The sequence below is a fragment of the Streptomyces cathayae genome (assembly GCF_029760955.1).
GTDB lineage: Bacteria > Actinomycetota > Actinomycetes > Streptomycetales > Streptomycetaceae > Streptomyces > Streptomyces cathayae.
This window is the reverse complement of record NZ_CP121682.1, coordinates 5,837,652-5,863,249: the sequence shown is the minus strand read 5'-3', so window position 1 is coordinate 5,863,249 and position 25,598 is coordinate 5,837,652. Positions and strand designations below refer to the sequence as shown.

Here is a 25,598-nt window from a genome sequence, read left to right as displayed (position 1 = left end):
GCCGCGACCGGTTTCGCACTCTCCGACAGCCCGGCCGGCCCGGTCCCGCCTCCGCCGCCCTCCGGCCCGCGGGCCCCGGGCGGCCCGGCTCAGGCGGACGTGTCCGGCACGCAGCGGCCGTCGACCGTGCGGTAGCTCCACCGCGGGCGCCGTCCCGCACGGGTTCCCTGACGGCGCGGACGGCGCTCCACCTGTTCGTCCGGGGTGCCCGCCCCGAAGCTGACCCGGATCGCGTCGAAGGGCCTCTCGCCGGAGGGCGGCCCCGGGGCACCGCACTCGCCCGGGGTCCGCGGGGCGCCGCCGAGCAGGGCACGCGGCAGCGGGTGGGCGCGGAACAGCCCGTCCCGCACGCCGATGCCGTACTCGGCGGACAGGGCCCGCGGCGGAGCGGGAGCTGTGCCGGCCGACGACGAGGGAGAGCACGCCGACGCGCGGCGCAGCGTCCCCGGACAGGGACAGGAACCGCACCTCGGGCACGTCGGCCGGCCCGTCCCGGACCGTGCGGATCAGCCGCTCCCCGCGGGCGTCCGGCGCGTCGGCCCACCCCGGCCTCGCCGAGCGGGCCCGCCTCGTACCGGGCCGTGCCGTCGTGCCACCGGACGTCCGTCGAATCCGTCCTCCCAGGGCCCGGGCCTGTGGGGCTCACGGTCGACGAGGGCCGGCTTCCAGGGGCCGTACGGCCTGCTCCGGGCTGTCCGGGGCGTCGAGGAGAGGGACGCGGGAACCGCCGTCGCGGCGGCCGGGCGGGGCCGGCCGCCGCGGTTCACGCGTTGCTGGCCGCCACCCAGTGCTCCAGGACCCGCTTGGCGGCTCCCGAGTCGATGGACTCGGCGGCCTCGGCCATCTTCGCCCGGATCTGCTCCTCCAGGGTCCCGGTGCCCGGCTTCAGCGCCACCAGCGCCGCCGCCGAGTTCAGCAGCACCGCGTCCCGCACCGGGCCCCGCTCGCCGTCCAGCAGCCGCCGGGCGACCTCGGCGTTGTACGAGGCGTCGGCGCCGCGCAGCGCCTCCAGCGGCACGGGCTCGATGCCGACGTCCCGCGGGTCGAAGTGCTCCTCGGTCACCTTGCCGTCCCGGACCACCCACACCCGCGAGGTGCCGGTGGTCGTCAGCTCGTCGAGGCCGTCGTCACCGCGGAACACCAGCGAGGAGTGGCCGCGGTCGGCGAACACACCGGCCATGATCGGCGCCATCCTCGGGTCGGCGACCCCGACGGCCTGGGCCCGGACCCGGGCCGGGTTGGCCAGCGGGCCCAGGAAGTTGAACACCGTACGGATGCCCAGCTGTCCTCGCGCGGCGGCCACATGGCGCAGCGCCGGGTGGAACTTCACCGCGAAGCAGAAGGTGATCCCGGCCTCCTCCGCGACCTCGGCGACCCGCTGCGGGGTCAGCTCCAGGTTGACGCCGAGCTTCTCCAGGACGTCGGAGGCGCCGGACGCGGAGGAGGCGGCCCGGCTCCCGTGCTTGACGACCTTCGCGCCGGTGCCCGCGATGACGATCGAGGACATCGTGGAGATGTTCACCGTCTTGGCGCCGTCGCCGCCGGTGCCGACGATGTCGACGGTCTCCCCCGGCACCTCGATCGCGACGGCGTGCTCGTACATCGCCCGGACGCAGCCGACGATCTCGTCGACCGTCTCGCCCTTGGCCCGCAGGGACACGGCGAACCCGGCGATCTGCGCGTCGGTGGCCTCACCGCGCATGATCAGGTCCATCGCCCAGGCGGTGTCGTCGGCGGACAGGTCGTGTCCGTCCAGCAGTCCGTTCAGCAGGACGGGCCAGGAGCGGTCCGCCGCGGTACTGCCTCCTGCGGGGGTCACAGCGCTCATCTGCCGCTCCTGGGTCATAGACAGGGGTAAAGGGGGTTTCGCCCCCACCTTATCCAGCCCGGAGCACGGCGAAGGGCCCCCGTCCGGTCTGCGGACGGGGGCCCTTCGCCGTCGTGTGGCGACGTGGGTGTCGTACGGGTCTCAGGTGATCAGTGGTGGCCGTGGCCGCTCGTGATCTCCTTGTACTCCTCGACGGTCGGCTTCGTGATCTGGGATCCCTCGCCGTAGTACCCCTTGCTGAGCTTGGCGCGCAGCTTCTCGGTCGGCTTCACCTTGCGCTCGACGCCGTTCTCGTCGACCAGCGGGCCGATCTCGACCGGCTTGTACTGCTCGTGCGCCGTGAGGGTGTGCAGCTGCTCCTGGCTGAGCGGCTCGTGGACCTCGATGAACTCACCGTGCGGCAGGCGCTTGATGATGCCCGACTCGCGGCCGTGCAGCACCTTGTCCCTGTCCCGGCGCTGCAGGCCGAGGCAGATCCGCTTGGTGATGATGAACGCCACCACGGGCCCGGCGAAGAACCCGATGCGGACGAACCAGGTGATCGCGTTGATCGACAGGTTGAAGTGGGTGGCCCACAGGTCGTTGCCACCGCCGACGAGGGAGATGAAGTACAGGGTGATCCACGCGACGCCGAAGGCGGTGCGCGTCGGGGCGTTGCGCGGGCGGTCCAGGATGTGGTGCTCGCGCTTGTCCCCGGTGACCCAGGACTCGATGAACGGGTAGACCGCGATGGACACCAGGACCAGCCCGAAGACCGTCAGCGGGATGAACACGCCCAGGGCGAGCGTGTGGCCCCAGAAGTTGATCTCCCAGCCCGGCATCACACGGACCAGGCCCTCGGAGAAGCCCATGTACCAGTCGGGCTGGGCTCCGGTGGAGACCATGTCCGGCCGGTAGGGGCCGATGTTCCAGACCGGGTTGATCGTCGCGACCGCCGAGACGACGCACAGCACACCGAAGACCAGGAAGAAGAAGCCTCCGGCCTTGGCGATGTACACCGGCAGGAGCGGCATGCCCACGACGTTCTTGTTGCTCTTGCCGGGGCCCGCGAACTGCGTGTGCTTGTGGTAGAAGACCAGGATCAGGTGCGCCACCACGAGGCCGAGCATGATGCCCGGCAGCAGCAGGATGTGGATCGAGTAGAACCGGGCGATGAAGTCGTCCCCCGGGAACTCCCCGCCGAAGAGGAACATCGAGATGTACGTGCCGACGATCGGCACGGACAGGATCGCGCCCTGCGTGAAGCGGATACCGGTGCCGGAGAGCAGGTCGTCCGGGAGCGAGTAGCCGGTGAACCCGGTGAACATGCCCAGGACGAGCAGCAGGAAGCCGAACACCCAGTTGACCTCACGCGGCTTGCGGAAGGCACCGGTGAAGAACACGCGCATCATGTGCACGAACATGCCGGCCACGAAGATCAGCGCGGCCCAGTGGTGGATCTGCCGGATCAGCAGACCGCCACGGACGTCGAAGCTGATGTCCAGCGTCGACTTGTAGGCCTCACTCATCAGCTGTCCCTGCATCGGGACGTAGCTGCCGTGGTACACCACCTCGTTCATCGACGGGTGGAAGAACAGCGTCAGATACACACCCGTGAGGATGATGATGATGAAGCTGTAGAGGCAGACCTCACCCAGCATGAACGACCAGTGGTCCGGGAAGATCTTGCGCATGTTGGCCTTGGCCAGGGAGTAGATCCCCAGCCGGCTGTCCGCCCAGTCGGCGACCCGTTCGCCGGCCGGCGCCTTCCCACGGGAGCGACCCGCGCCCGATGGGTTCGTGCTGCTGGTCGTGGTACTCATCCGCGCTCCCAGAATGAAGGACCGACGGGCTCGTCGAAGTCGCCGAGCGCTTCGAGGTAGCCCTCGTCGTTCACACCGATGCGCAGCTGCGGCAGGGCGTGTCCGGCGGGACCGAAGATGACCCGGGCTCCGTCGGCGAGGTCGAAGGTGGACTGGTGGCAGGGGCACAGGGCGTGGTGCGTCTGCTGCTCGTACAGGGAGATCGGGCAACCGACATGGGTACAGATTTTCGAGTACGCCAGAATACCCTGGTGCGACCACTCGAGCGACTGCTTGTCCTTGATGTTGTCCGGCTGGATGCGGACGAGCATCAGGGCGGCCTTGGCGATCTCGTTCATGAACCCGTGCTCGTCCTCCTCCAGGCCCTCGGGCTTGGCGAAGGTCAGCGAGCCCACGGCGATGTCGGACGGCCGCATCGGCTCGTTCGTGTTCATGTTGATGAGCAGCTTGCCCTTGGCCCACAGGGTGTGGCGCAGCTTGTCCTCGGGCAGCGGCCCGAGGTCACGCAGCAGCACCACTCCGGAGAGCGGGAACAGGGCGAGCGCGCCGAACATCGTGTTGCGGATCAGCTTGCGCCGTCCGATCACCGACTCCTTGGCGCCCTGACGGAAGTCCTCCATGACCTGCTCGCGGACCTCGGGCGGGGCCGCGATCGGGTGCCGCTCGTCGGTGAGCTCGTGGTCCGACATCAGCGTGCGGGCCCAGTGGACCGCGCCGGCGCCGATGGCGAACAGGGCGACACCGAGGGTCGTACCGAGCGCGAAGTTCATCGCGCCGATCTGACCGAGCGGGAAGATGTAGACGGACTTGTCGATCGGGATCGCCACGAACGAGGCGATGAAGCCGACGGTGGCCAGCATCGACAGCGTGAACAGGAGGGCGACCGTACGCTCGGACCGCTTGGCGGCCCGCTCGTCGATGTCCTGGATCCGGGGCTCGTGCGGAGGCAGCCCGGGGTCGGCGAACGGGTTCCTCTCGTCCGCGACGCGGACCGCGCCGTGCGCGCTGCCCTGCTCTGCGGGCAGCTTCTCGTCGGGGGTCTCTTGGCTACTCATGACTTCCTGGCCTTTGCGGTCCGAGCGGCGACCCAGACGGCGGTCACGATCAGCCCGCCGAGTCCGAAGATCCACGCGAACAGACCCTCGGACACCGGGCCGAGCCCGCCGAGCGTCAGACCGCCGGGGCTCGAGGTCTCCTTGCCGTTGACCGCGTTCACGTAGGCGATGACGTCCTTCTTGTTCTGCTCCGACAGCGAACCGTCGGGGAAGGAGGGCATGTTCTGCGGGCCGGTCACCATGGCCTCGTAGATGTGCTTGGGGTCCACGTCCTCGAGGCTCGGGGCGTACTTGCCGTGCGTGAGCGCACCGCCCTGGCCGGTGAAGTTGTGGCACTGCGCGCAGTTGTTGCGGAACAGCTCACCGCCCTTAGCGATGTCGGCGCCCTCGGGGCCGTACTGCTCCTCGGTGGGAATGGCCGGGCCGGCGCCCAGGGAGGCGATGTACGCCGCCAGCTGGTCGATCTCGGCCTGGTTGTAGACGGCCTTCTTTCGCGGGAGCTGCGCGCTCTGCGAGGTGGCGGCCGGCATCCGGCCGGTGGCCACCTGGAAGTCGACGGCCGCAGCACCCACGCCCACCAGGCTGGGGCCGTCGGTGGTGCCCTGACCGCCGGTGCCGTGGCAGCTGGCGCAGCCGACGGCGTAGAGCTTCTTGCCCTCCTCGATGGCGAGGGACTGGGCGGTTTCGTCGGCCTGCGCCTTGCTCGCGGGTGCGAACACGGCGTACAGCCCCCCGGTGCATGCCAGCGCGAGGAGCAGAACGACGAGCGCCGCCAACGGGTGGCGTCGTCGTGCGGAGAGCTTTTTCACGGATTACCCCGGTGTCAGGATCTTCTGCGTCGATGCTTCTGGATGAGTGCGCTCTTCGAGCGCGCGGATTCGAGCCCGCCTACTTGATCATGTAGATCGTGGCGAAGAGGCCGATCCAGACGACATCGACGAAATGCCAGTAGTAGGACACGACGATGGCCGCCGTCGCCTGGTCATGAGTGAACCTCCGAGCCGCGTAGGTCCGGCCGAGGACCAGCAGGAAGGCGAACAGGCCGCCCAGAACGTGCAGGCCGTGGAAGCCGGTGGTCAGATAGAAGACCGAGCCGTACGGGTCGGAGGAGATGGTCAGACCGTAGTGCTTGACCAACTCGGTGTATTCCAGGACCTGACCGCCGATGAAGACCGATCCCATGATGAACGTGACGATGAACCACGTCCGGAGCTTCTTCACGTCACCGCGCTCGGCTGCGAACACGCCGAGCTGGCAGGTGAGGGAGGAAAGCACCAGGACCGTGGTGTTCGTCGCCGAGAACGGGAAGTTCAGGGTGTCGGCCTTCTCCGACCAGAAGTCGGGTCCGGTCACCGATCGCAGGGTGAAGTACATCGCGAAGAGGGCCGCGAAGAACATCAGCTCGGAACTCAGCCAGATGATGGTTCCGACGCTGGTGAGGTTCGGTCGGTTGACCGACGGGAGCGCGTGCCCGGTGTCTACTGTCGTTGCTGTCGCCACGCCGACATTATGTCGGTCGCTTATCCCGCCCTCACCCCGGGGGGTGCCGTTCGGTGTGTTCGCCCCTCCTGTAGTGCCCGGATGGCCCATCGAAGTGACGTCCGAACCAGTGTTGACAACCTGCCGGAAGGGGTAGCATCCGCGCCATCGGCACGCGCGGTACCGCCGATGCCGAGCCCCCTCAGAAGCGTGGAGGAACAATGCAGGCGACCGCCACGGTGCTGGTCTACAGCGACAACGCCAACACCCGGGAGCAGGTGCGGCTCGCCACCGGCCGGCGGCCCGCCCCGGACGTGCCCGTCGTGGAGTTCCTGGAGTGCGCGACCGCCCCGGCCGTCCTCGAGGAGCTGGAGCGGGGCGGCATCGACGTCTGCGTCCTGGACGGCGAGGCCACGCCCATGGGCGGCATGGGCCTGTGCCGGCAGATCAAGGACGAGATCTTCGAGTGCCCGCCGGTGCTGCTGCTCATCGGCCGTCCCCAGGACGCCTGGCTGGCCACCTGGAGCCGTGCGGAGGCGGCTGTGACGCTGCCGGTGGAGCCGGTGGAGTTCGCCTCGGCCCTCGCCTCCCTGCTGCGGCAGAAGAGCGCCCTGAACGTCTGACCGCACGGTCCGCACCGGCTCGGCGCCCGCGGTGGCTCCCGGCCTGTCGTTCGAGGTCAGGCCGGCTGCGGGCGCAGGCGTGCCGTCTCCTCCGGGGCGGAGCCCGCCGCGGCGCCGCCCGTCAGGGCGCTGCCCGCGCGCCAGTCGGTCCAGTCGAGGTTCCAGTCGCCGAAGCCGTTGCCGAACGGCTCCATGTCGGCGCCCTTCGAGTTGACGACCGTGATCAGGTCACCCTTACGGACGGTGTCGTAGAACCATTCGGCCTCACCGGTGCTCATCCCGACGCAGCCGTGGCTGACGTTGGCGTACCCCTGGGAGCCGACGGACCAGGGGGCGGCGTGCACGTACTCGCCGCTCCAGGTCACCCGGGCGGCGAAGTGGACGGGCATGTCGTAGGACTCGGCGGAGCCCTCGGCTATGCCGATGGAGCTGCTGCGCATCTGCACGGTGCGCTCCTTGCCGAGGACCACCTTGATGCCGTTGCGTGTCTCGAACCCGGGTTTTCCGGCGGTGACGGGGATCGTTCTGATCTGCTTGTCGCCCTTGTAGACCGTCAGCCGGTGCGCCGCGACGTCGGTGACGGCCACGAGGCGGTCGCCGGTCCTGATCGTCAGCGGTTCGCTCCGGCCGCCCCGGAGGCGGTCGTTGATCCTGACGCCCTCCAGGGTGCTGCGCACCCGGACGGTGGCGTTCTCGGGCCAGTAGTCCTTCGGGCGGAAGTGGAGCTTCTTGTCGTCCACCCAGTGCCAGGCGCCCCCCGCCGAGGGCGTGGAGGACACCTTCAGGCCGCGCTCCACGACGGCGCGCTGCGCGGGGTCCTTGACCGGTTCGGTCAGTTCGGCGGTGAGCGGCTGACCGACGCCGTAGGTGCCCGCCTCGGGGCCGAAGGCGACGCCCAGGCTCTTGCTGGCGGGCTTGCCGGTGGTGAGGGCGAGGACCTTGCGGCCGGGCGCCCCGTCCGCGCTCTCGGTGCTCACCCGGATCGTGTAGCTCGCGCCGGCGACGAGCGGGGAGGTGCTGTGCCAGCGGCTGCCGTCGGCGGCGAGTTCGCCCGCCATGTGGCGGCCCTTGGTGTCCACGGCCGTGACGTCGGTGATACGTCCGTCGGAGTCCTCGGCGACGACCTCCAGGGGCGTGTCCGGGTCGGCCGTCCCGCCCTCGGCGGTGGGGCCGCTGAAGGATATCTGGTCCGCCGCGTCGTAGGGCTCGGCGGACAGCGGGTCGCCGACGGCGGAGCAACCGGCGACGCCCGCACCCAGGGCGATCACCAGCAGTGTGCGGCCGACGACGGTGCGGTGGTGCGGATCACGTCTCATGGCCTCACGCTAGGAAGCCTCGTCAAGTCCGGCGCGCCGGAAGACTCGAACGAGTGACATAGGACGTGGCAGACGCAGGGCCCGGACGCTCCTTGCGGAGTGTCCGGGCCCTGCGGTGCGCGGCATGTGCTACTGGGTGCGGTTCTCACCGTGGTAGTACTCGAGGACCCAGCCCAGGATGCTGAGCAGGATCAGCGGCAGCGCGAAGTACATCAGCCACCAGCCGACGGCGATGGCCAGGAAGCCGACGGCGGCGCCGAGCCCCAGACCGAGCGGCTGCCAGCTGTGCGGGCTGAAGAACCCGACCTCGCCGGCGTCGTCGGCGACGTCCGCCTCCTTGTTGTCCTGCGCGCCCACGTCGACCCGCCGGGCGGTGAAGCCCAGGTAGAAGCCGACCATGATGCTCAGGCCGAAGGCCAGGAAGAGGGCCGTGGTGCCGGCCGGCTCCTTCGACCACACACCGTAGACGATCGCCACGACGAGCAGGAAGAGGCTCAGCCACATGAACATCTTGCCCTGGATCTTCACTTGCCGGCCTCCTTGCCACCGGAGAGGGCCTTCTCACCGTGATCGGCGTTCTCGAGCTGGTCGAGGGCGGCGATCTCCGGGTGGTGCAGGTCGAAGGCCGGGGATTCGGAGCGGATCCGGGGCAGGGTGAGGAAGTTGTGCCGCGGCGGCGGGCACGAGGTGGCCCACTCCAGGGAGCGGCCGTAGCCCCACGGGTCGTCGACCTCGATCTTCTCGCCGTACTTGGCCGTCTTCCAGATGTTGTAGAAGAACGGCAGCAGCGACATGCCGAGCAGGAACGAGGCGATCGTGGAGACCGTGTTCAGCGCGGTGAAGCCGTCGGCCGCCAGGTAGTCCGAGTACCGGCGCGGCATGCCCTCGGCGCCCAGCCAGTGCTGGATCAGGAAGGTGCCGTGGAAGCCGATGAACAGCGTCCAGAAGGTGATCTTGCCGAGCCGTTCGTCGAGCATCTTGCCGGTGAACTTCGGCCACCAGAAGTGGAAGCCGGCGAACATCGCGAAGACGACGGTGCCGAACACCACGTAGTGGAAGTGCGCCACCACGAAGTACGAGTCGGTGACGTGGAAGTCCAGCGGCGGCGAGGCCAGGATGACACCGGTCAGACCGCCGAACAGGAAGGTCACCAGGAAGCCGATGGACCAGAGCATCGGCGTCTCGAAGCTCAGCGACCCCTTCCACATGGTGCCGACCCAGTTGAAGAACTTCACCCCGGTGGGAATGGCGATCAGGAAGGTCATGAAGGAGAAGAACGGCAGCAGCACCCCGCCGGTGGCGTACATGTGGTGCGCCCACACCGTCACCGACAGACCCGCGATGGCGATGGTCGCGCCGACCAGACCCATGTAGCCGAAGATCGGCTTGCGGGAGAAGACCGGCACGATCTCACTCACGATGCCGAAGAACGGCAGCGCGATGATGTACACCTCGGGGTGGCCGAAGAACCAGAACAGGTGCTGCCACAGCAGCGCCCCGCCGTTGGTGGCGTCGAAGATGTGCGCGCCGAACTTCCGGTCGTACTCGAGCGCGAACAGCGCGGCGGCCAGCACCGGGAAGGCGAGCAGGACCAGGACACCGGTCAGCAGCACGTTCCAGGTGAAGATCGGCAGACGGAACATCGTCATGCCCGGAGCGCGCATGCAGATGATCGTGGTGATGAAGTTGACCGAGCCCAGGATGGTGCCGAAGCCCTGGAGGGTCAGACCCATGATCCACATGTCGGAGCCGGCACCCACCGAGCGGACCGCGTCCGAGAGCGGGGCGTAGCCGGTCCAGCCGAAGCTGGCGGCCCCGTCCGGGGTGAGGAAACCGCCGATCGCGATCAGCGAGCCGAACAGGTAGAGCCAGTAGGCGAACATGTTCAGCCGCGGGAACGCCACATCGGGCGCGCCGATCTGCAGCGGCATGATCCAGTTCGCGAAGCCGACGAACAGCGGCGTCGCGAACATCAGCAGCATGATCGTGCCGTGCATCGTGAACGCCTGGTTGAACTGCTCGTTCGACATGATCTGCAGTCCGGGCCGGGCGAGTTCCGCGCGCATCACCAGCGCGAGGATGCCGCCGATGCAGAAGAACGCGAACGACGTCACCAGGTACATGGTGCCGATCGTCTTGTGGTCCGTGGTCGTCAGCCACTTGACCACGATGTTGCCGGGCTGCTTGCGCCGGACCGGCAGCTCGTTCTCATAGGAGGCCACAGCTGTCGCGGCACCCTGGGATTCGTTGAGGATGCTCACAGCTTGCTCGTCTCCCGGTTCTTCTCGTGGCTCGTCTGCGCGATGCCGGCGGGAACGTAACCGGTCTGCCCCTTCTCCGCGAGCTCCTTGAGGTGCGCCTCGTAGCGCTCGGGGGAGACGACCTTCACGTTGAACAGCATCCGGGCGTGGTCGACACCGCAGAGCTCGGCGCACTTGCCGAGGAAGGTGCCCTCACGGTTGGGGACGACCTCGAAGGCGTTGGTGTGGCCCGGGATGACGTCCTGCTTCATCAGGAACGGCACCACCCAGAAGGAGTGGATGACGTCCCGCGAGGTCAGGACGAACCGGACCCGCTTGCCCTCGGGCAGCCACAGGGTGGGGCCGGGGTTGTTCGTCTGCGGGTTCCGCGTGGAGGGGGTACCGCAGTCGTTGACACCGCCGGCGTCGGCCGGGAAGGCCTCCTTGTAGCGGTCCGGGATCGCGTCGAGTTCCTTGGAGGTCTTCGCGTCGCCCGAGGAACCCTCGACGTTCTCGATGTAGTTGAAGCACCAGCTCCACTGGAAGCCGACGACGTTGACGGTCACGTCGGGCTTCGCCTCGAGCTTCATCAGCTCGGACTCGTCCCGGGCGGTGAAGTAGAAGAAGACCGACACGATGATGAGCGGAACCACGGTGTACAGCGCCTCGATGGGCATGTTGTACCGGGTCTGCGGAGGTACCTCGACCTTGGTGCGGCTGCGCCGGTGGAAGAAAACACTCCACAGGATCAGGCCCCACACGAGCCCGCCGATGGCGAGCGCGGCCGCCCACGACCCCTGCCACAGGGAGAGGATTCGCTCCGCCTGTTCTGAGGTGGGGGTGGGCATACCAAGGCGAGGGAAGTCCTCCCATGTGCAACCGGTGGCGGTCGCCAGGACCAGGCCCGCGGTCAATGCCTGCAGCAGCTTCCGCCGCATCGGGCGCCGCGGCTTGGGGGTACCACCCACGCCCTTCAGGCCGTGGGGGAGGTCGGAGCCGTTGGGACTCACGTAGCGCCTTCCCGAGAGTCTCGCCCGCGCTGTACGGCTGCGGCCTGTCCTTCTCACCGGTCGGTCGCCGCCCTGCGTCGGGCAGGGGTTTGGATGTTTATGCGGACCAAACCCTAGCCGACGCCTTCCGGAGGGTCGCGGGGAGGGGGGCATACGCGCCGCCCGTCCCCCCGAAGGGCGGGAAAGGGGGCACCCTCTCTCCCGAAAGTACCGCTCGCACGGGGGATTCGGCAGTCGGGCGGGTGTGCGGTGAGGGCTCGGTGGGTATCAGGGGACCGGCCGTCCACCCCTCCCCGCAGCGGGGCCGTCGAGGGGGACGGCCCCCTCGCCGCTCGGCGGCCGGGCCACGCCTTAACGTTGCCGTATGGCCTACTTTGACGCCGCGTCCGCCGCCCCGCTCCATCCCGTCGGCCGCCAGGCCCTGCTGGCAGCACTGGACGAGGGGTGGGCGGATCCCGCACGGCTGTACCGGGAGGGCAGGCGGGCCCGGCTGCTGCTGGACGCGGCGCGCGAGGCGGCCGCCGAGGCGGTGGAATGCCGCCCGGACGAGCTGGTGTTCACCCCGTCCGGCACCCGGGCGGTGCACGCCGGGATCGAGGGGGCGCTGGCCGGGCGGCGACGCGTCGGATCGCACCTGATCGTGTCCGCGGTCGAACACTCGTCGGTCCTCCACACGGCGGAAGCGCACGAGGCCGGAAGCGGTTCGGTCACCGAGGTCGCGGTGGACCGTACCGGTGCCGTGGATCCCGCGGCGTACGCGAAGGCCCTGCGGCCGGACACCGCGCTGGCCTGTCTCCAGTCGGCCAACCACGAGGTGGGGACCGTGCAGCCGGTGGCCGAGGTGGCCGAGGCGTGCCGGGCGGCCGGCGTACCGCTGCTGGTGGACGCGGCCCAGTCGCTGGGGTGGGGGCCGGTGGCGGGTGGCTGGTCGCTGCTCACCGCGAGCGCCCACAAGTGGGGCGGCCCGCCGGGGGTCGGGCTGCTCGTGGTGCGCAAGGGGGTGCGGTTCGCTCCCCAGGGGCCGTCGGACGAGCGGGAGTCGGGGCGGGCGGCCGGGTTCGAGAACATCCCGGCGGTGGTGGCCGCGGCGGCGTCGCTGCGGGCGGTGCGCGCCGAGGCGGCCGCGGAGGCGGCCCGGCTGCGGGATCTGACGGAGCGGATCCGGACGCGGGTGCCGGCCTCGGTGCCGGACGTGGAGGTGGTCGGCGATCCGCAGCGGCGGCTGCCGGGGATCGTCACCTTCTCGTGTCTCTTCGTCGACGGGGAGACGGTGCTGCACGAGCTGGACCGCGCGGGCTTCTCCGTGTCGTCCGGTTCCTCGTGCACGAGCAGCACGCTCACCCCGAGCCATGTGCTGCGGGCGATGGGGGTGCTCAGCGAGGGCAACGTCCGGGTGTCGCTGCCGCCGGGGACGGAGGCCAGGGAGGTCGAGCGGTTCCTGACCGTCCTGCCCCGGGTGGTGGCGGAGGTGCGGGAGAAGCTGGGGGCTCCGGTGGCGGCGGGAGCGGCGGGAGCCGCCGAGCACACCGTCGGGGGGAGCGGTGTCCTGGTGGTGGACGCGCTGGGCCGGCGCTGCCCGATCCCGGTGATCGAGCTGGCCAAGGTCATCGGCGACGTGCCGGTGGGCGGCACGGTCCGGGTCCTCGCGGACGACGAGGCGGCCCGGCTGGACATCCCGGCGTGGTGCGAGATGCGCGGACAGGAGTACCTGGGCGAGGAGCCGGCGGACCACGGCTCGGCCTATCTGGTCCGCCGGCTCTCCTGAGCGGGCGCCTGCTGCGGGGCGGGGAGCCCGTCGGGGCGTCAGGCCAGGTGCTTGCGCACCTCGGCCGCGGGCTCGTCGCCGTAGGCCTGCGCGAAGCGCTCCATGAAGTGGGCGCGGCGCAGCTGGTACTCCTGGGTGCCGACGGTCTCGATGACCAGGGTGGCGAGCATGCAGCCGATCTGCGCGGCGCGCTCCAGGGAGACGCCCCAGGCCAGCCCGGACAGGAACCCGGCACGGAAGGCGTCGCCCACGCCGGTCGGGTCCGTCTTGCGCTCCTCCTGGGCGCAGCCGACCTCGACGGGGTCCTCACCGGCGCGTTCGATGCGTACGCCCCGGGCGCCGAGGGTGGTGACGCGGTGGCCGACCCTGGCGAGGATCTCCGCGTCGGTCCAGCCCGTCTTGGTCTCGATGAGCCCCTTCTCGTACTCGTTGGAGAAGAGGTAGGTCGCCCCGTCCAGCAGTATGCGGATCTCCTCCCCGTTCATCCGGGCGATCTGCTGGGAGAAGTCGGCGGCGAACGGGATGCCGCGCGAGCGGCACTCCTCGGTGTGCCGGAGCATGGCCTCCGGGTCGTCGGCGCCGATGGAGACCAGGTCGAGGCCGCCCACCCGGTCGGCGACGGTCTTCAGCTCGATCAGCCGGGCCTCGCTCATCGCGCCCGTGTAGAAGGAGCCGATCTGGTTGTGCTCGGCGTCCGTGGTGCACACGAAGCGGGCGGTGTGCAGCGTCTCCGAGATGCGGACGGACGCGGTGTCGACGCCGTGCCGGTCCAGCCAGGCCCGGTACTCGTCGAAGTCGGGGCCCGCGGCGCCGACGAGGATCGGCCGGGTGCCGAGCTGGCCCATGCCGAAGGCGATGTTCGCGCCCACGCCGCCCCGGCGCACGTCGAGCTGGTCGACCAGGAAGGACAGCGAGACCGTGTGCAACTGGTCCGCGACGAGCTGGTCGGAGAAGCGCCCGGGGAACGTCATGAGGTGGTCGGTGGCGATGGAGCCGGTGACTGCGATGCGCACGGCGTGGACTCTCCTGAGGGAGGGGGGATTGACACCCCACGCTACCGGGTACCAGCCGTCCACTTGAAGCCGACAAAACTACCCGATAGTAGATCTTTCTTCGTGACCTTCGACATGCATACGGTGCCGCTATGACGAACCTCGAGGTGCACGTCCCCACACAGGCCGATCTCGAAGGCGACCTGGAGTCGCTGCGCGGCGACTGCGCCCGGATGGCCTCCCGCTGGACGGCGCCGGATCACGGCGACACCCGGCCGGTGCCTCCGTCCCTGATCCACGGCGTGTCCGTGCCGTCCTCCTCGGCCCGGCTGCTGGACGCCATGTCGGATTACGGCGACTGAGCCGGGCCTTCGTAGGCCCGGCTCACGGTTCCCGGGAAACCGGACGGGAACCGTGCGCTCCCCCGCTGCGTCCCATCGCCGTCCTCCGTAAAGGGGATACGGGATACGACCCACCAGCAGTCCCGGTGCGACCGGGACGTCTCTTCAGGGACAGCTGTGCAGCCGAAGGAGCGATGCGGTGAACACCGAGCGGCCCGACAACGACGACGCCGAGGCGAGGGCCTCCGGCAGCGCGCGCGACACCGGGGGCGCTTCCGCTTCGGCCGACGGCCCGACGAAGGACGCCCCGGAGCAGCAGGCCCCGGACCGAACCCCCGCATCCGGCTCCGCCACGCCCGGAGACGCCGTCGAAGCCGGTGCCGAGGCCGACGCCGGGAAGGCGCCGGAGCCCTCGGCGGACGGCCCGGAGACCACCCCGGCAGGGGAAGCCGCCGCCGCTCGGGCCGACGGCGGCGAGGGCCCGGAGAACGGCGACGCGCAGACCGACGCCACCGGACCGCTGGAGCCCGAGGACGCAAAGGCCCCGGAAGGCGAGCCGGGAACGCCGTCGGCGGACGACACGAAGATTCCGGCGCCGGAGGCCGCGGTCGCGAAGACCGATGACCCGGAGGGCAAGGTCTCGGAGACCGGGGCTCCGGTGCCCGAGGGCACCAAGCTCCCGGAAGGCGAGCCCGAGGCACCCTCGGTGGACGACACGGACAACCCGGCACCGGAAACCACAGCCGCGGAGGCGGGCGGCAACGAGGACCGGACCCCGAAGAACGAACCCTCGACGGCCGACCAGGATCAGGGCGAGGCCCCACAGACCGAGACCCCGCAGACCGAGACCCCGCAGACCAGCGACGCGAAAGCCGGTGCCACGCGGGCCGGCGCCACCGAACCGCAGACTCCGGAACCCGAGGACACGAAGGCCCCGGAAGGCGAGCGCGAGGCATCCGGGAGGGAACCCGGTGAGACCCCTCCGGACCGGGACGGGCAGCCGGCAGCCGTGGGCGGCGGGGCCGAGGTCCCGGAGGGTGACGCAGCAGGCTCTGAGCCTGCCGCCCCCCAGGCCGACACCCCGCAGGCCGACGCCCCGCAGGCGGCCGTCCGCCCGGAGTCCGGGAGTGGCGCCGATCGTGACGGAGACCGCGGCGGAGCCGGACGGCGGCGGTCGCCGGTGCTGGTCGCGTCGGTGGCCGCGGCCGTGCTGCTGGTCGGGGGCGGCGGAGCCTACCTCGCCGCCGGTGCCGTCGGCGGGCCGGGCGACAGTACGGTTCCGGGGGCCACCGGGGAGGCCACTCCCCCGCCGCTCACCCTCGACGCCTACGCCGAGGGCGGACCGCACGGCATCGCGCCCGGTGAGCCCAACCCGTACGGCGCCGCCTACCGCGCCGACGGCGCCCTCCCCGAGGGCCCCGACTCGGCGCCGGTCTACCGCGCCCGGGGACAGATCACCGAGGCACAGGTGGCCGGCCTGGCGAAGGCGCTCGACGTCGACGGCAAGCCGGTGGCGGAGGGCGACTCCTGGCGGATCGGCGGCAAGGACGGCAGCGGGCCCACCCTGCGGGTGGACCGGAACGCCCCCGGCACCTGGACGTTCAGCCGGTACGCGCCGGGCACCGACGACTGCAAGGGCGAGACCTGCCGGACGCCCCCGGCCGACGCCGACGACGCCCCGGCGGTCACCGAGGAGGCCGCGCGGAAGGCCGCCGCGCCCGTGCTGAAGGCACTCGGCCAGGACGACGCGAAGCTCGACGCGGGCCAGGTCATGGGCGTCAAGCGGGTGGTGAACGCGGAACCCGAGGTCGGCGGGCTGCCGACGCACGGCTGGACCACCGGTGTGGTCGTCGGCGCCGGAGGCGAGGTGGTCGGCGGCAGCGGCAGGCTGTCGACGCCGGTGAAGGGCGACACGTACCCCGTGGTGAGCGCCGAGAAGGCGCTGGAGCTGATGAACACGGCGCCGGGCTCCGGCGACCGTGCGGAGATCGGCGGCTGCGCCACTCCCGTACCGCTGGGGGGCGAGCAGCAGGAGCAGTCGGAGCCGTGTGTCACGGCGACGACCCTGCCGGCCACGGACACGGTCACCGTCGACGAGGCGGTGTTCGGGCTGGCCGCGCACTCGGTGGACGGCCGTCAGGCGCTCGTACCGTCCTGGCTGTTCGAGACGCGCCCGACGGCCTCGCAGGACGGCGGCACGGTGACCTACCCGGCGGTCGAACCCGAGTACCTCACCTCCGGGGCGCGGCCCGGGGAGTCCGGCACCGGGCGGCCCACCGAGCCGGGCGACGGTGACGAGCCGACCTCGGCGCCGTCCCCGCGCGAGGTCGGGGTCGAGGGCTACACCGCCGAGGGCAGCGAGCTGACGGTGACCTTCACGGGCGGGGTGTGCGCCGACTACGAGGCGACGGCGAGCGAGCGCGGGGACCGGGTCGCCGTCACCGTGACGGAGACGCCCTGGCCGGGCAAGGTGTGCATCCTGATCGCCAAGCAGTACCAGCAGACGGTACGGCTCGACGCACCACTGGGCACCCGTGAGGTGGTGGACGCCGACGGCGAGCCGGTGCCGCTGCACAAGGACGGCGCGCGGCTGCCCACGGCACCCTCCTCCGGCAGGACGCGATGAAGCACTGAGCAGGTCCGGACAGCACGAAGGCGGCGGCCCCGTCACAGGGGGCCGCCGCCTTCGTCATGTGCCGCGCCGTTCCGTCCGGGAGGAGCCCCGAACAGGAAGGGTCCGGTTCAGCTGAAGGAGTCGCCGCAGGCGCAGGAGCCGGTGGCGTTCGGGTTGTCGATGGTGAAGCCCTGCTTCTCGATGGTGTCGACGAAGTCGATGGTGGCGCCGCCCAGGTACGGGGCACTCATCCGGTCGGTGACGACCTTCACCCCGTCGAAGTCCTTCTCCACGTCGCCGTCGAGGGAACGCTCGTCGAAGAAGAGCTGGTAGCGCAGGCCGGAGCAGCCGCCGGGCTGGACGGCGACGCGCAGGGCGAGGTCGTCACGGCCTTCCTGGTCGAGCAGCGCCTTGACCTTCGCCGCGGCGGCGTCGGTCACGATGATGCCGTCGGTGGCGGTGGTGGTCTCGTCCGATACGGACATCTACATCTCTCCCGGGTTGTACGGAGACTGCTTGCCGACGGTTGCAACCGGCGGGGCCGCGGATTCATTCCGGGCCGGGAACTTGTTCTCTCGGCTCCGCCTTCATGCTCGCACACGCCCCGGCGGGCGGAAAACGGTCCATGCGGCCCCCTTCGGAATCGTTCCGGACCGTTCCCGGCGGGGCGCCGGGAATGAACGGCGGGGCACCGGGATTCACGTCACATGGACGCTATCGCCGTCGTCAAAGTGACGTGAACCGGATATGATAGATAGTGTCAATTCGACGAGAAGTCGTCGAACCGGTGTCCCGCTTGTCCCGCCGGGTCCGTGCCGAACGGGCCTGGCGAGCCGCAGAACAGAAAGGGTGCGTGTCGTGACCACCGCCCAGACCCAGGAGCTCGACGTACAGCCGACGCCCCTCGCCCTGCTGCTCCTCGGCCGAGAGGCCGACCCGAGGAGCGAGCGCGGTGTGGAGTGTCCCGGCGACCTGCCCTCGCCGTCCGACCCGGACCTGGTGGAACGCGCCCGCGCCGCCAAGGAGAAGCTCGGCGACAAGGTCTTCGTGCTCGGCCACCACTACCAGCGCGACGAGGTCATCCAGTTCGCCGACGTCACGGGCGACTCGTTCAAGCTGGCGCGGGAGGCCGCCGCGCGCCCGCAGGCCGAGTACATCGTGTTCTGCGGCGTGCACTTCATGGCCGAGTCCGCCGACATCCTCACCGGCGACGACCAGAAGGTCGTCCTGCCTGACCTCGCGGCCGGCTGCTCCATGGCGGACATGGCCACCGCCGAGCAGGTCGCGGAGTGCTGGGACGTGCTGACCGAGGCCGGCATAGCCGACCGGGTCGTGCCCGTCTCCTACATGAACTCCTCCGCCGACATCAAGGCCTTCACCGGCAGGCACGGCGGCACCATCTGCACCTCCTCCAACGCCAAGCGCGCCCTCGACTGGGCCTTCGAGCAGGGGGAGCAGGTCCTCTTCCTCCCGGACCAGCACCTCGGCCGCAACACCGCGGTGCGGGACATGGGGATGTCCCTGGAGGACTGCGTCGTCTACAACCCGCACAAGCCGAACGGCGGGCTGACGGCGGACGAGCTGCGGGCCGCGAAGATGATCCTGTGGCGGGGCCACTGCTCGGTGCACGGCCGCTTCAGCCTGGACTCGGTCAACGACGTGCGCGAGCGCATCCCGGGCATCAACGTCCTGGTCCACCCCGAGTGCCGGCACGAGGTCGTGGCCGCGGCGGATTACGTCGGGTCGACCGAGTACATCATCAAGGCGCTGGAGGCGGCCCCGGCCGGCTCCAAGTGGGCCATCGGCACGGAGCTGAACCTGGTCCGCCGCCTGGCGAACCGTTTCGCCCCCGAGGGCAAGGAGGTCGTCTTCCTCGACAAGGCGGTCTGCTTCTGCTCCACCATGAACCGCATCGACCTCCCCCACCTGGTCTGGGCCCTGGAGTCCCTCGCCGAGGGCAACCTGGTCAACCGCATCGAGGTGGACAAGGAGACCGAGGAGTACGCCAAGCTGGCCCTGGAACGCATGCTGGCCCTCCCGTAACCGGACCGTCCCTCACAGCACAAAGAACTCCCCCGCGCGAAGGCCCCGGAGATCCCCCGCAGGACACCCGTACCGGGCCCCTGCCCGGAACCTCCGGGGCCTTCCGCCGATGCGGCCGGACCCCGCTGACGCGTCGAGGCCGAGCGCTAAGTTGTCAGCCACTCGGACAACGCCTCCCGGGGTCACGGCAACTCCGCCGGCTCCCGCACTGCGCGCAGAAGGATTCCCATGTCGACCGTGGCCACAGAACAAAACCCGGGTTTAAGCTCCGTCGCCGCGAGACTCGAACGGCTGCCGCACTCGCGGTGGCACGTCAAGGTCCGCTTCCTGATCGGCGCCGTCACCTTCTTCGAGGGGTTCGACCTCCTGCTCGCCGCCTCCGCGCTGCCCGTCCTGACCGAGCAGTGGAACCTGACCACCGGCCAGGCGACCTTCGCCGTCACCGCCGCCTCGGTCGGCATGCTGTTCGGCGCGTTCGGCGCCGGCTGGCTCGGCGACAGGATCGGCCGGGTGCGCACCGTCGCCCTCGGCGTGCTGATCACCGGCCTCGCCAGCATCCTGGTGGCCGGCTCGGCCGACATCGGGATGTTCGCCGGCTTCCGCTTCGTCCAGGGCATAGGCATCGGCGGCGTGGTGCCCATCGCCGCCACCTACATCAACGAGATCGCTCGCTCCGACAACCGCGGCAAGCTGGTGCTGCTCTACGAGTTGATCTTCCCCGCCGGTCTCTCGGTGGCCTCCCTGACCGCCGTCTGGGTCGTCCCCCGCCTCGGCTGGCAGGCGATGTTCCTGATCGGCGGCCTGCCGGTGCTGCTGGCGCTGCTCCTGGTCCGCAAGGTGCCCGAGTCGCCCCGCTGGCTGGCCTCCCAGGGACGCCTGGAGGAAGCCGAGGAGGTCATCACCAGGATCGAGGCCGAGGTCCGGGCCTCGGTCGAGGAGCCGCTGCCCCGGCCCTCCCCGGACATCCCGGCCGAGGAGTCCCGCGGCCGCCTGCGCGAGATCTTCCAGGGCCGCTATCTGCGGCGCACCGTCATCCTGTCGACCCTGTGGTTCACGGCCTACTACGTGAACCACGGCATCATCACCTGGCTGCCGTCGCTCTACACCAAGCAGTTCGGGCTGGACCTCACCACCGCGCTGACCTACTCCCTGATCAGCAACGCCACCGGCCTGCTGGGCACAGTGATCGCCGCGCTGGTGGTCGACCGCATCGGCCGCAAGCCGCTGCTGCTCACCGCACTGCTCGGCACCGCGGCCGCGCTGGCCGCGCTCGCGGTGGCCGGCGCCACCTCCGGCGGCCAGGTCGCGCTCTTCGCCTCCTGCGCCACCTTCTTCATCTTCGTCATCAACGCCTCGCTCTACCTCTACTCACCGGAGCTGTACCCGACGCGCAACCGCGCCAAGGGCGCCGCGTTCGGCGGTGTGTGGAACCGCCTCGGTGTGATCCTCGGCCCGATCACGGTCGGCGCGATCATCGCCTCCGGAGCAAGCCTCGACGTCATCTTCGTCCAACTGGCGGGCGTCGCCGCGGTGGGCGCGATCGTCGCCTGCTTCGCGGTGGAGACCAAGGGCAGAACACTCGAGGAACTCAACGCCTGACGGCTGCCACGAACCCCGCAGCCCGGCCGCCCTCCCCCGACGCCAGGGGTGCCGGAGGACCCGATCTCCGGGGCTTCCGGCGCCCCTGAGCGACACCCTCAACTCGGACACCACCCCCAGCGGCGCGGCTGGCATTCCGTAACGCTGCACCGCCTCCGAGGTCGACGACCAGCCGGACGGCCACAGGTCGATCGGCAGCAGTTCAGGCCGACTCGATCCGGCACGGCTTCAGGCGGCCGTATGCCATTTCAGATAACTGCGTCGGCGCCGGGCCCGGACGAGTCGTTCGAGGAGGAGGGCGACGGCCGGAGAGTAGCGTTTCTTCGACGGCTTGCCCGCACCGAGGCGGGCGAGCTGCCGCGACGTGACAGCCTGGACGGCTGCGGCTGCCAGCGTTTTGTTGCGGAAGCGGGTGCGGGGCGGGCGGACCTGCGCATCGCCACCGGCAAGCCACTGCCTTGGCAGAGTGGGGTCGATTGCCAGCGCCGTGGCTACGCCTGCCATGGCGACTCCGGAGTCGATCACCTGTTGGGCGACGGCGCGTCGCCGGATCCCTCCGGTCAGCAGCAGTGGCAGCGGCGAGGTGGCGACGAGCTGCTCGGCGAGTTCAAGGAAGTACGCCTCGCGGGCAAGGGTGCGGCCGTCCGCGGGGGAGCCCGCCGTGGCCAGGCTCTCGATGCTGCCGCCGGACAACTCGACCAGGTCGGTCCCCACATCGGCGAGCATCTTGATCACGTCACGTGCGTCGCCGGTGTCGAATCCGCCGCGCTGGAAGTCCGCCGAGTTCAGTTTCACTCCCACTGCGAAGCCCGTGCCGACGCGCTCGCGGACCGCGCCCACGACATCGAGCAGCAGGCGGGCGCGGTTGTGCAGGCTGCCGCCCCAGCGGTCGTCGCGCCGGTTCACCAGGGGCGAGAGGAACTGGGAGAGGAGATAGCCGTGGGCGGCGTGGATCTCGACTCCGTCGAAGCCGGCCTGTTGGGCCCGCTGCGCGGTCACGGCGAAGCGAGCCACCGTCTCATCGATCTCCTGCGCGGTCATCGGCTGGGGTATCGGGTACATGCTGGACAAGCCGCCGACGTCGATCGGCACCGCAGAGGGGGCCCGGGTGGTGGCGGCGAGATCTTTCGGGATGACGCGCCCGGGGTGGTTGATCTGCATCCAGATCTGCCCGCCTGCCGGTTTACCGGCCGCCGCCCAGCGCTGGAACGGCTCCAGCGGCGTGTCCTGTTCCAGGACGACGTCGCCGGGCTGGGCGACCGCTCTGCGGTCGATCATGACGTGTCCGGTGATCAGGAGCCCGGCACCTCCCGCGGCCCAACGGCGGTAGAGCGTGAGGAGTTCGTCACCTGGCAGCTGCCCTGGCGCTGCGAGCAACTCTTCCATCGCGGCCTTCGCGATCCTGTTGGGCAGCGGAGCGCCGTTGCTCAGGTGCAGCGGCTCGTTCAGTGTGGTCATCTCTTCTCCCATGGCATCGGCTCCGGGCGGCCTCGGTAGGGCTGTCGGTGCGGTTGTTCGTCTTGTGCCGCAGGTTCTGGCGTCACGAAGTGGCGGGGTCGAGGTCGCTGACGTCGTCGTATCCGGCCTTGCGGTTGAGGTTGCCGGTGATGCGGGCGACTGTGGTCCGGGGAAGCAGGCGCGACGCCCAGGTTCCGGCGCGGTTGGAGGTGCGTCCGGGGAAGGAGACGGACCGGCCGCGTGCGAAGTCGTCGAGTGTTTTGGCAGCGACGCCGGCTGGGGTGTCCGTGGTCTTCGGGTCCATGGACGCGGTCGTACGGTCGAAGAATCCTGTGTCGGTGGCTCCCGGGTGGGCCGCCATCACGCGTACGCCGGTATTGCGGGCCTCCTCGGCGAGCGCCTCGGTGAACGAGAGCACGAATGCCTTGGTGGCGGCGTAACTGGCCTGGTACGGCATGGGCTGGAACGCGGCGGTGGAGGCGACGTTGACGATGCCGCCGCAGCCGCGTTCGACCATGCCGGTGCCCAGGGGGTGGGCCAGGCCGATCAGTGCGGTGACGTTCACGTCGACGGACTGAAGGTTGGGTTCGAGGGGGCGGTCGAGGAAGGGCCCCACCGACCCCATCCCGGCGTTGTTGACCAGGAGGTCTACGTCCAGGCCGAGTTCCTCGATGGCGTCGACCACCGTCTGTGGGGGCCGCCGGTCCGACAGGTCCGCGGCGATCACATCGACGCGGACGGAGTACACCTTCCGGATCTGCCCGGCAAGGGTGTGGAGTGCGTCGGCCGAGCGGGCGACAAGGATGAGGTGTGCGCCTCGGGAGGCGAGTTCCAGTGCGTAAGCCTCCCCCAGCCCCTTCGAAGCGCCGGTGACCACGGCGGTGGTGTTCGTGTAGTCGTGCATGCGTGAGTGCTTCCTGTTCGGCTGGGCGCCGGGCCGCGTCCGAGCGGACAGGTCTCGGGGAGACGGGACCGGGGAGCGTCCCGCTCCGACGACGCCTCGTGTCCACAGCGGGAGGGAGGGCAGATACTTCGAGTCTCGAATCAAAATAACACTTCGAGACTCGAAGTGAAAAGGCTAGGATGAGACCATGACCCGAAGTTCCCTTGAGGCAGCGGTGGTGGCAAACCACGAAATCTTCATGCAGACCAGCGACCGGATCGACGCCGTCCTGGCTGAGCACGGTCTGACACACGCAACTGCTCAGGCACTCTGGGCGATCGAACCGACCGAGGCACCGCCCTCGATGAAGGAATTGGCCGGTCGGCTGTACTGCAACGCACCCAACCTCAGCTTCGTCATGAATCAGCTCACCGATCGGGGACTCGTCGAACGTTCCGCCGACCCCGCCGACCGCCGTTCTCGCGTCGTGGCGCTCACGGAAAACGGCCGGCGGGTACGGTCCGCGGTGATCGAGGCAACACTGGCCCTGAGCCCCTTCGCCCGGCTTGACACCGACGACCTGCTCAGCCTGGTGAGCCTCATGGGAAAAGCGCTCGAACCGACCGCAGGTCCGGCCTGAGATTCGGCACACTTCACGACGTAGCAACCATCGTTCAGCACCGGCAAGGACGAGTCCACCGAACGCAACGACCCCAGCCCCACCGCCGCGGTGACCTACGAGGTCCTCGGCAAGGGCGGCGCCGACATCACCTACCCGGGCGGCAGCAGGGCACAGAAAGCCGTCACGGTCGACGCCGCCGAACCGCCCTGGCGCACCACGCCACGGCCGACGTCCCCTCGGCCAGGCCCCCGTCGTCAGCATCACGCTCGGCGAACACAGCGGTCAGACCCGCCGCACCCTCGCCGTACGCGGCCACCACGTCCAGAGCGTGACCGCCAGCGGCGAGTTCGGTCGCGCTGCCCATGCCCGAGCCCTGCCCGCCCGGGACGGACCACGGAGCGGACGCCTCCGAGCCACCGGACGGCAGCGCGGACCAACCCGTTCACAGCTCCGGCAGGCGGGCTCCTCGGCTTGTCGCGATGCGGAGTGCGTCCGTGAGGGCTTCGGCGAGGCGGGTGCCCGCGAAGCGCAACTCCCGCCCCCCCGTGCGCTCGTCGACGAGCAGCGGCTTGGCATGGGCCAGGACCGTCTCGGCCGAGTCGAGCAGGTCGGCCTCCAACTCGTCGGCCAGGCAGGAGAGTCGGCTGCGCGGGTCGTCCGTGCTCAGGTAGCAGGGGGCGCCCTCCGGTGTCGTCCACGGCAGCAGCCGTAGGGGCGCGCCGTCCCGTGCGTCGCGGATCATCCTGTCGCTCCCTCCGGTGAGATCCGGCCGTTTCGCTGCGGAGCCGGATCCGCCTTCGTTACTTTCTGTGTCGTCATCGTCGCGCTGCGGGGCCAGTTCGCACCAGGAGCGCCGCGTCCCAGCGTGGAGAACGAGACGATCAGCCAGAGAGGCAGCCGATGACGTTCAAGCCGCAGACCCTGACCCCCTATCTGTCCGCCCGCCACTACTTCGGCGCCGAACAGCGTCGTCATCGCGAGGCCGCCCGGCTGTCGTTGCTCCAGCTCGCGGACATCCTCAACTCCAGCAAGAGCACGCTGGCCCGCATCGAGACGGCGGAGCTGATGCCGCCGCCGGACCTGCCGGACCGGCTGGACGCCGCGTTCGGCACGGACCGGCACTTCCACGGGCTGTACGAGCTGGCCAAGCGCGAGGCGCATCCGGACCAGTACCGCCGGTTCATGGACTTCGAGGCGCAGGCGGAGGTCATCGAGAACTACGAACCACAAGTGATTCCTGGGTTGTTGCAGACCAAGGAGTACGCCCAAGCCCAGCTCGGCCTCCAGGAAGAACTCTCCCAGGAGAAGGCGGAGGAACTCGTCAACGCACGTATGTCCCGCAAGGACCGGCTCAACTCCGTGCAGTCCCCACTGCGCTGGGCGATCATCGATGAGTCCGTGCTCCGGCGGCAGATGGGCAGTAGGGAGTGCACGTACAAACAACTGGCCTTGCTGCTCGCGCAGGTGGATACTCCCGACAGCAAGGTCCAGGTGATGCCCTTCAACGCCGGCCCGTACTACCTGATGGGCGCCTCGCTGACCCTGCTGACCCTTCCCAACGGCTCCACCGTGGCCTATGAAGAGGGCATCGAGGTCGGACACCTCTACGAGGATCGGGACTCGGCGAAGAAGTGGCGACGGCGGTACGAAGTTCTCCGCGCCAAGGCCCTCTCGCCAGCCGCCTCGGCGGAGCCGATTCGAGAGGCAATGGAGGACTACAAACCATGCAGCACACCCCCGAGCTGAACTCCACCACTTGGCGTCGGAGCAGCTACAGCAACGCGAACGGGGGTAATTGTGTCGAGATCTCCGAGGACTTCCCCGGCACTGTCCCCGTACGCGACAGCAAGACCCCCCGCGGCCCCGTGATCGTCGTCCCAGCCACCGCCTGGGACGTCTTCGTCAACTCGCTGAAAGCGTAGGCACGT

General features: G+C 69.9%; 24 protein-coding genes and 1 pseudogene. 9 read left to right on the top strand and 16 right to left on the bottom strand.

What is annotated here, in order from left to right; translation table 11 throughout:
* Positions 1–89 precede the first annotated feature (89 nt).
* From PYS65_RS26740 to ctaE, 6 genes and pseudogenes are all read right to left on the bottom strand, one after another.
* Positions 90–619 (bottom strand): annotated as a pseudogene (locus PYS65_RS26740) (aminotransferase class V-fold PLP-dependent enzyme); the annotation flags it as partial.
* 144 nt (positions 620–763) lie between these two features.
* Complete coding sequence (gene trpD / locus PYS65_RS26735) at positions 764–1,828, bottom strand: anthranilate phosphoribosyltransferase (RefSeq protein WP_279336482.1); 1,065 nt, start codon at positions 1,826–1,828, stop codon at positions 764–766.
* A gap of 149 nt (positions 1,829–1,977) precedes the next feature.
* The gene (gene qcrB, locus PYS65_RS26730; RefSeq protein WP_279336481.1) at positions 1,978–3,630 is read right to left on the bottom strand and encodes a cytochrome bc1 complex cytochrome b subunit; all 1,653 of its coding nucleotides are present in this window, start codon (positions 3,628–3,630) and stop codon (positions 1,978–1,980) included.
* On the bottom strand, positions 3,627–4,685 hold the full coding sequence (qcrA, locus tag PYS65_RS26725; RefSeq protein ID WP_279336480.1) for a cytochrome bc1 complex Rieske iron-sulfur subunit: 1,059 nt from the start codon (positions 4,683–4,685) through the stop codon (positions 3,627–3,629). The genes qcrB and qcrA overlap by 4 nt, the downstream gene beginning before the upstream one ends.
* The gene (qcrC, locus tag PYS65_RS26720) at positions 4,682–5,494 is read right to left on the bottom strand and encodes a cytochrome bc1 complex diheme cytochrome c subunit (protein WP_279336479.1); all 813 of its coding nucleotides are present in this window, start codon (positions 5,492–5,494) and stop codon (positions 4,682–4,684) included. The genes qcrA and qcrC overlap by 4 nt, the downstream gene beginning before the upstream one ends.
* 79 nt (positions 5,495–5,573) lie before the next feature.
* Complete coding sequence (ctaE, locus tag PYS65_RS26715; RefSeq protein ID WP_279336478.1) at positions 5,574–6,185, bottom strand: aa3-type cytochrome oxidase subunit III; 612 nt, start codon at positions 6,183–6,185, stop codon at positions 5,574–5,576.
* A gap of 200 nt (positions 6,186–6,385) precedes the next feature.
* On the opposite strand from ctaE, the gene PYS65_RS26710 reads away from it, so the two are divergent.
* Positions 6,386–6,787, top strand: coding sequence for a response regulator (locus PYS65_RS26710; protein ID WP_279336477.1), 402 nt, complete (start codon positions 6,386–6,388; stop codon positions 6,785–6,787).
* A 56-nt stretch (positions 6,788–6,843) separates the two neighbouring features.
* Here the strand turns inward: PYS65_RS26710 and PYS65_RS26705 are convergent, their stop codons facing one another.
* From PYS65_RS26705 to ctaC, 4 genes are all read right to left on the bottom strand, one after another.
* A complete protein-coding gene (locus PYS65_RS26705; RefSeq protein WP_279336476.1) occupies positions 6,844–8,103 on the bottom strand; it encodes a L,D-transpeptidase in 1,260 nt (419 codons plus the stop codon).
* 129 nt (positions 8,104–8,232) lie between these two features.
* A complete protein-coding gene (locus PYS65_RS26700; protein ID WP_279336475.1) occupies positions 8,233–8,631 on the bottom strand; it encodes a cytochrome c oxidase subunit 4 in 399 nt (132 codons plus the stop codon).
* A complete protein-coding gene (gene ctaD / locus PYS65_RS26695) occupies positions 8,628–10,364 on the bottom strand; it encodes an aa3-type cytochrome oxidase subunit I (protein WP_279336474.1) in 1,737 nt (578 codons plus the stop codon). Before ctaD ends, PYS65_RS26700 begins: the two co-directional genes overlap by 4 nt.
* A complete protein-coding gene (gene ctaC / locus PYS65_RS26690; protein WP_384200376.1) occupies positions 10,361–11,353 on the bottom strand; it encodes an aa3-type cytochrome oxidase subunit II in 993 nt (330 codons plus the stop codon). Before ctaC ends, ctaD begins: the two co-directional genes overlap by 4 nt.
* Positions 11,354–11,717: 364 nt before the next feature.
* Between ctaC and PYS65_RS26685 the strand changes: the two genes are divergently transcribed.
* Positions 11,718–13,118: a cysteine desulfurase/sulfurtransferase TusA family protein gene (locus tag PYS65_RS26685; protein ID WP_279336473.1), complete on the top strand. Its 1,401-nt coding sequence runs from the start codon at positions 11,718–11,720 to the stop codon at positions 13,116–13,118.
* A 38-nt stretch (positions 13,119–13,156) separates the two neighbouring features.
* On the opposite strand, the gene PYS65_RS26680 is transcribed toward PYS65_RS26685, so the two are convergent.
* Positions 13,157–14,131 carry a carbohydrate kinase family protein gene (locus PYS65_RS26680; protein ID WP_279336472.1) on the bottom strand — a complete coding sequence of 325 codons (975 nt, stop codon included), beginning with the start codon at positions 14,129–14,131 and terminating at the stop codon, positions 13,157–13,159.
* Positions 14,132–14,262: 131 nt separating this feature from the next.
* Here PYS65_RS26680 and PYS65_RS26675 point away from each other — a divergent pair, with 131 nt between their 5' ends.
* Both PYS65_RS26675 and PYS65_RS26670 read left to right on the top strand, forming a co-directional pair.
* Entirely contained in the window at positions 14,263–14,472 is a 210-nt protein-coding gene (locus tag PYS65_RS26675; protein WP_279336471.1) for a hypothetical protein, read from the top strand.
* 178 nt (positions 14,473–14,650) lie between these two features.
* Complete coding sequence (locus PYS65_RS26670; RefSeq protein ID WP_423836123.1) at positions 14,651–17,077, top strand: hypothetical protein; 2,427 nt, start codon at positions 14,651–14,653, stop codon at positions 17,075–17,077.
* A 116-nt stretch (positions 17,078–17,193) separates the two neighbouring features.
* Here the strand turns inward: PYS65_RS26670 and PYS65_RS26665 are convergent, their stop codons facing one another.
* Positions 17,194–17,550, bottom strand: coding sequence for a HesB/IscA family protein (locus PYS65_RS26665; protein WP_109377461.1), 357 nt, complete (start codon positions 17,548–17,550; stop codon positions 17,194–17,196).
* A 373-nt stretch (positions 17,551–17,923) separates the two neighbouring features.
* On the opposite strand from PYS65_RS26665, the gene nadA reads away from it, so the two are divergent.
* Together nadA and PYS65_RS26655 are read left to right on the top strand one after the other, a co-directional pair.
* Complete coding sequence (gene nadA / locus PYS65_RS26660; RefSeq protein ID WP_279336470.1) at positions 17,924–19,108, top strand: quinolinate synthase NadA; 1,185 nt, start codon at positions 17,924–17,926, stop codon at positions 19,106–19,108.
* A gap of 228 nt (positions 19,109–19,336) precedes the next feature.
* Positions 19,337–20,707 carry an MFS transporter gene (locus PYS65_RS26655; protein ID WP_279336469.1) on the top strand — a complete coding sequence of 457 codons (1,371 nt, stop codon included), beginning with the start codon at positions 19,337–19,339 and terminating at the stop codon, positions 20,705–20,707.
* 228 nt (positions 20,708–20,935) lie between these two features.
* On the opposite strand, the gene PYS65_RS26650 is transcribed toward PYS65_RS26655, so the two are convergent.
* Together PYS65_RS26650 and PYS65_RS26645 are read right to left on the bottom strand one after the other, a co-directional pair.
* Entirely contained in the window at positions 20,936–22,165 is a 1,230-nt protein-coding gene (locus PYS65_RS26650) for an NADH:flavin oxidoreductase/NADH oxidase family protein (RefSeq protein WP_279336468.1), read from the bottom strand.
* An 82-nt stretch (positions 22,166–22,247) separates the two neighbouring features.
* Positions 22,248–23,069 (bottom strand): SDR family NAD(P)-dependent oxidoreductase, encoded by an 822-nt coding sequence (locus PYS65_RS26645; RefSeq protein ID WP_279336467.1) that lies wholly within the window; start codon positions 23,067–23,069, stop codon positions 22,248–22,250.
* Between the two features lie 187 nt (positions 23,070–23,256).
* On the opposite strand from PYS65_RS26645, the gene PYS65_RS26640 reads away from it, so the two are divergent.
* The gene (locus PYS65_RS26640) at positions 23,257–23,688 is read left to right on the top strand and encodes a MarR family winged helix-turn-helix transcriptional regulator (protein ID WP_279336466.1); all 432 of its coding nucleotides are present in this window, start codon (positions 23,257–23,259) and stop codon (positions 23,686–23,688) included.
* A 163-nt stretch (positions 23,689–23,851) separates the two neighbouring features.
* Here the strand turns inward: PYS65_RS26640 and PYS65_RS26635 are convergent, their stop codons facing one another.
* Both PYS65_RS26635 and PYS65_RS26630 read right to left on the bottom strand, forming a co-directional pair.
* Entirely contained in the window at positions 23,852–24,034 is a 183-nt protein-coding gene (locus PYS65_RS26635) for a hypothetical protein (RefSeq protein ID WP_279336465.1), read from the bottom strand.
* Between the two features lie 78 nt (positions 24,035–24,112).
* On the bottom strand, positions 24,113–24,412 hold the full coding sequence (locus PYS65_RS26630; protein ID WP_279336464.1) for a hypothetical protein: 300 nt from the start codon (positions 24,410–24,412) through the stop codon (positions 24,113–24,115).
* Between the two features lie 158 nt (positions 24,413–24,570).
* Between PYS65_RS26630 and PYS65_RS26625 the strand changes: the two genes are divergently transcribed.
* Together PYS65_RS26625 and PYS65_RS26620 are read left to right on the top strand one after the other, a co-directional pair.
* The gene (locus tag PYS65_RS26625; RefSeq protein WP_279336463.1) at positions 24,571–25,416 is read left to right on the top strand and encodes a helix-turn-helix domain-containing protein; all 846 of its coding nucleotides are present in this window, start codon (positions 24,571–24,573) and stop codon (positions 25,414–25,416) included.
* A complete protein-coding gene (locus PYS65_RS26620; protein WP_279336462.1) occupies positions 25,395–25,592 on the top strand; it encodes a DUF397 domain-containing protein in 198 nt (65 codons plus the stop codon). Before PYS65_RS26625 ends, PYS65_RS26620 begins: the two co-directional genes overlap by 22 nt.
* The last annotated feature ends 6 nt before the right edge of the window (positions 25,593–25,598 follow it).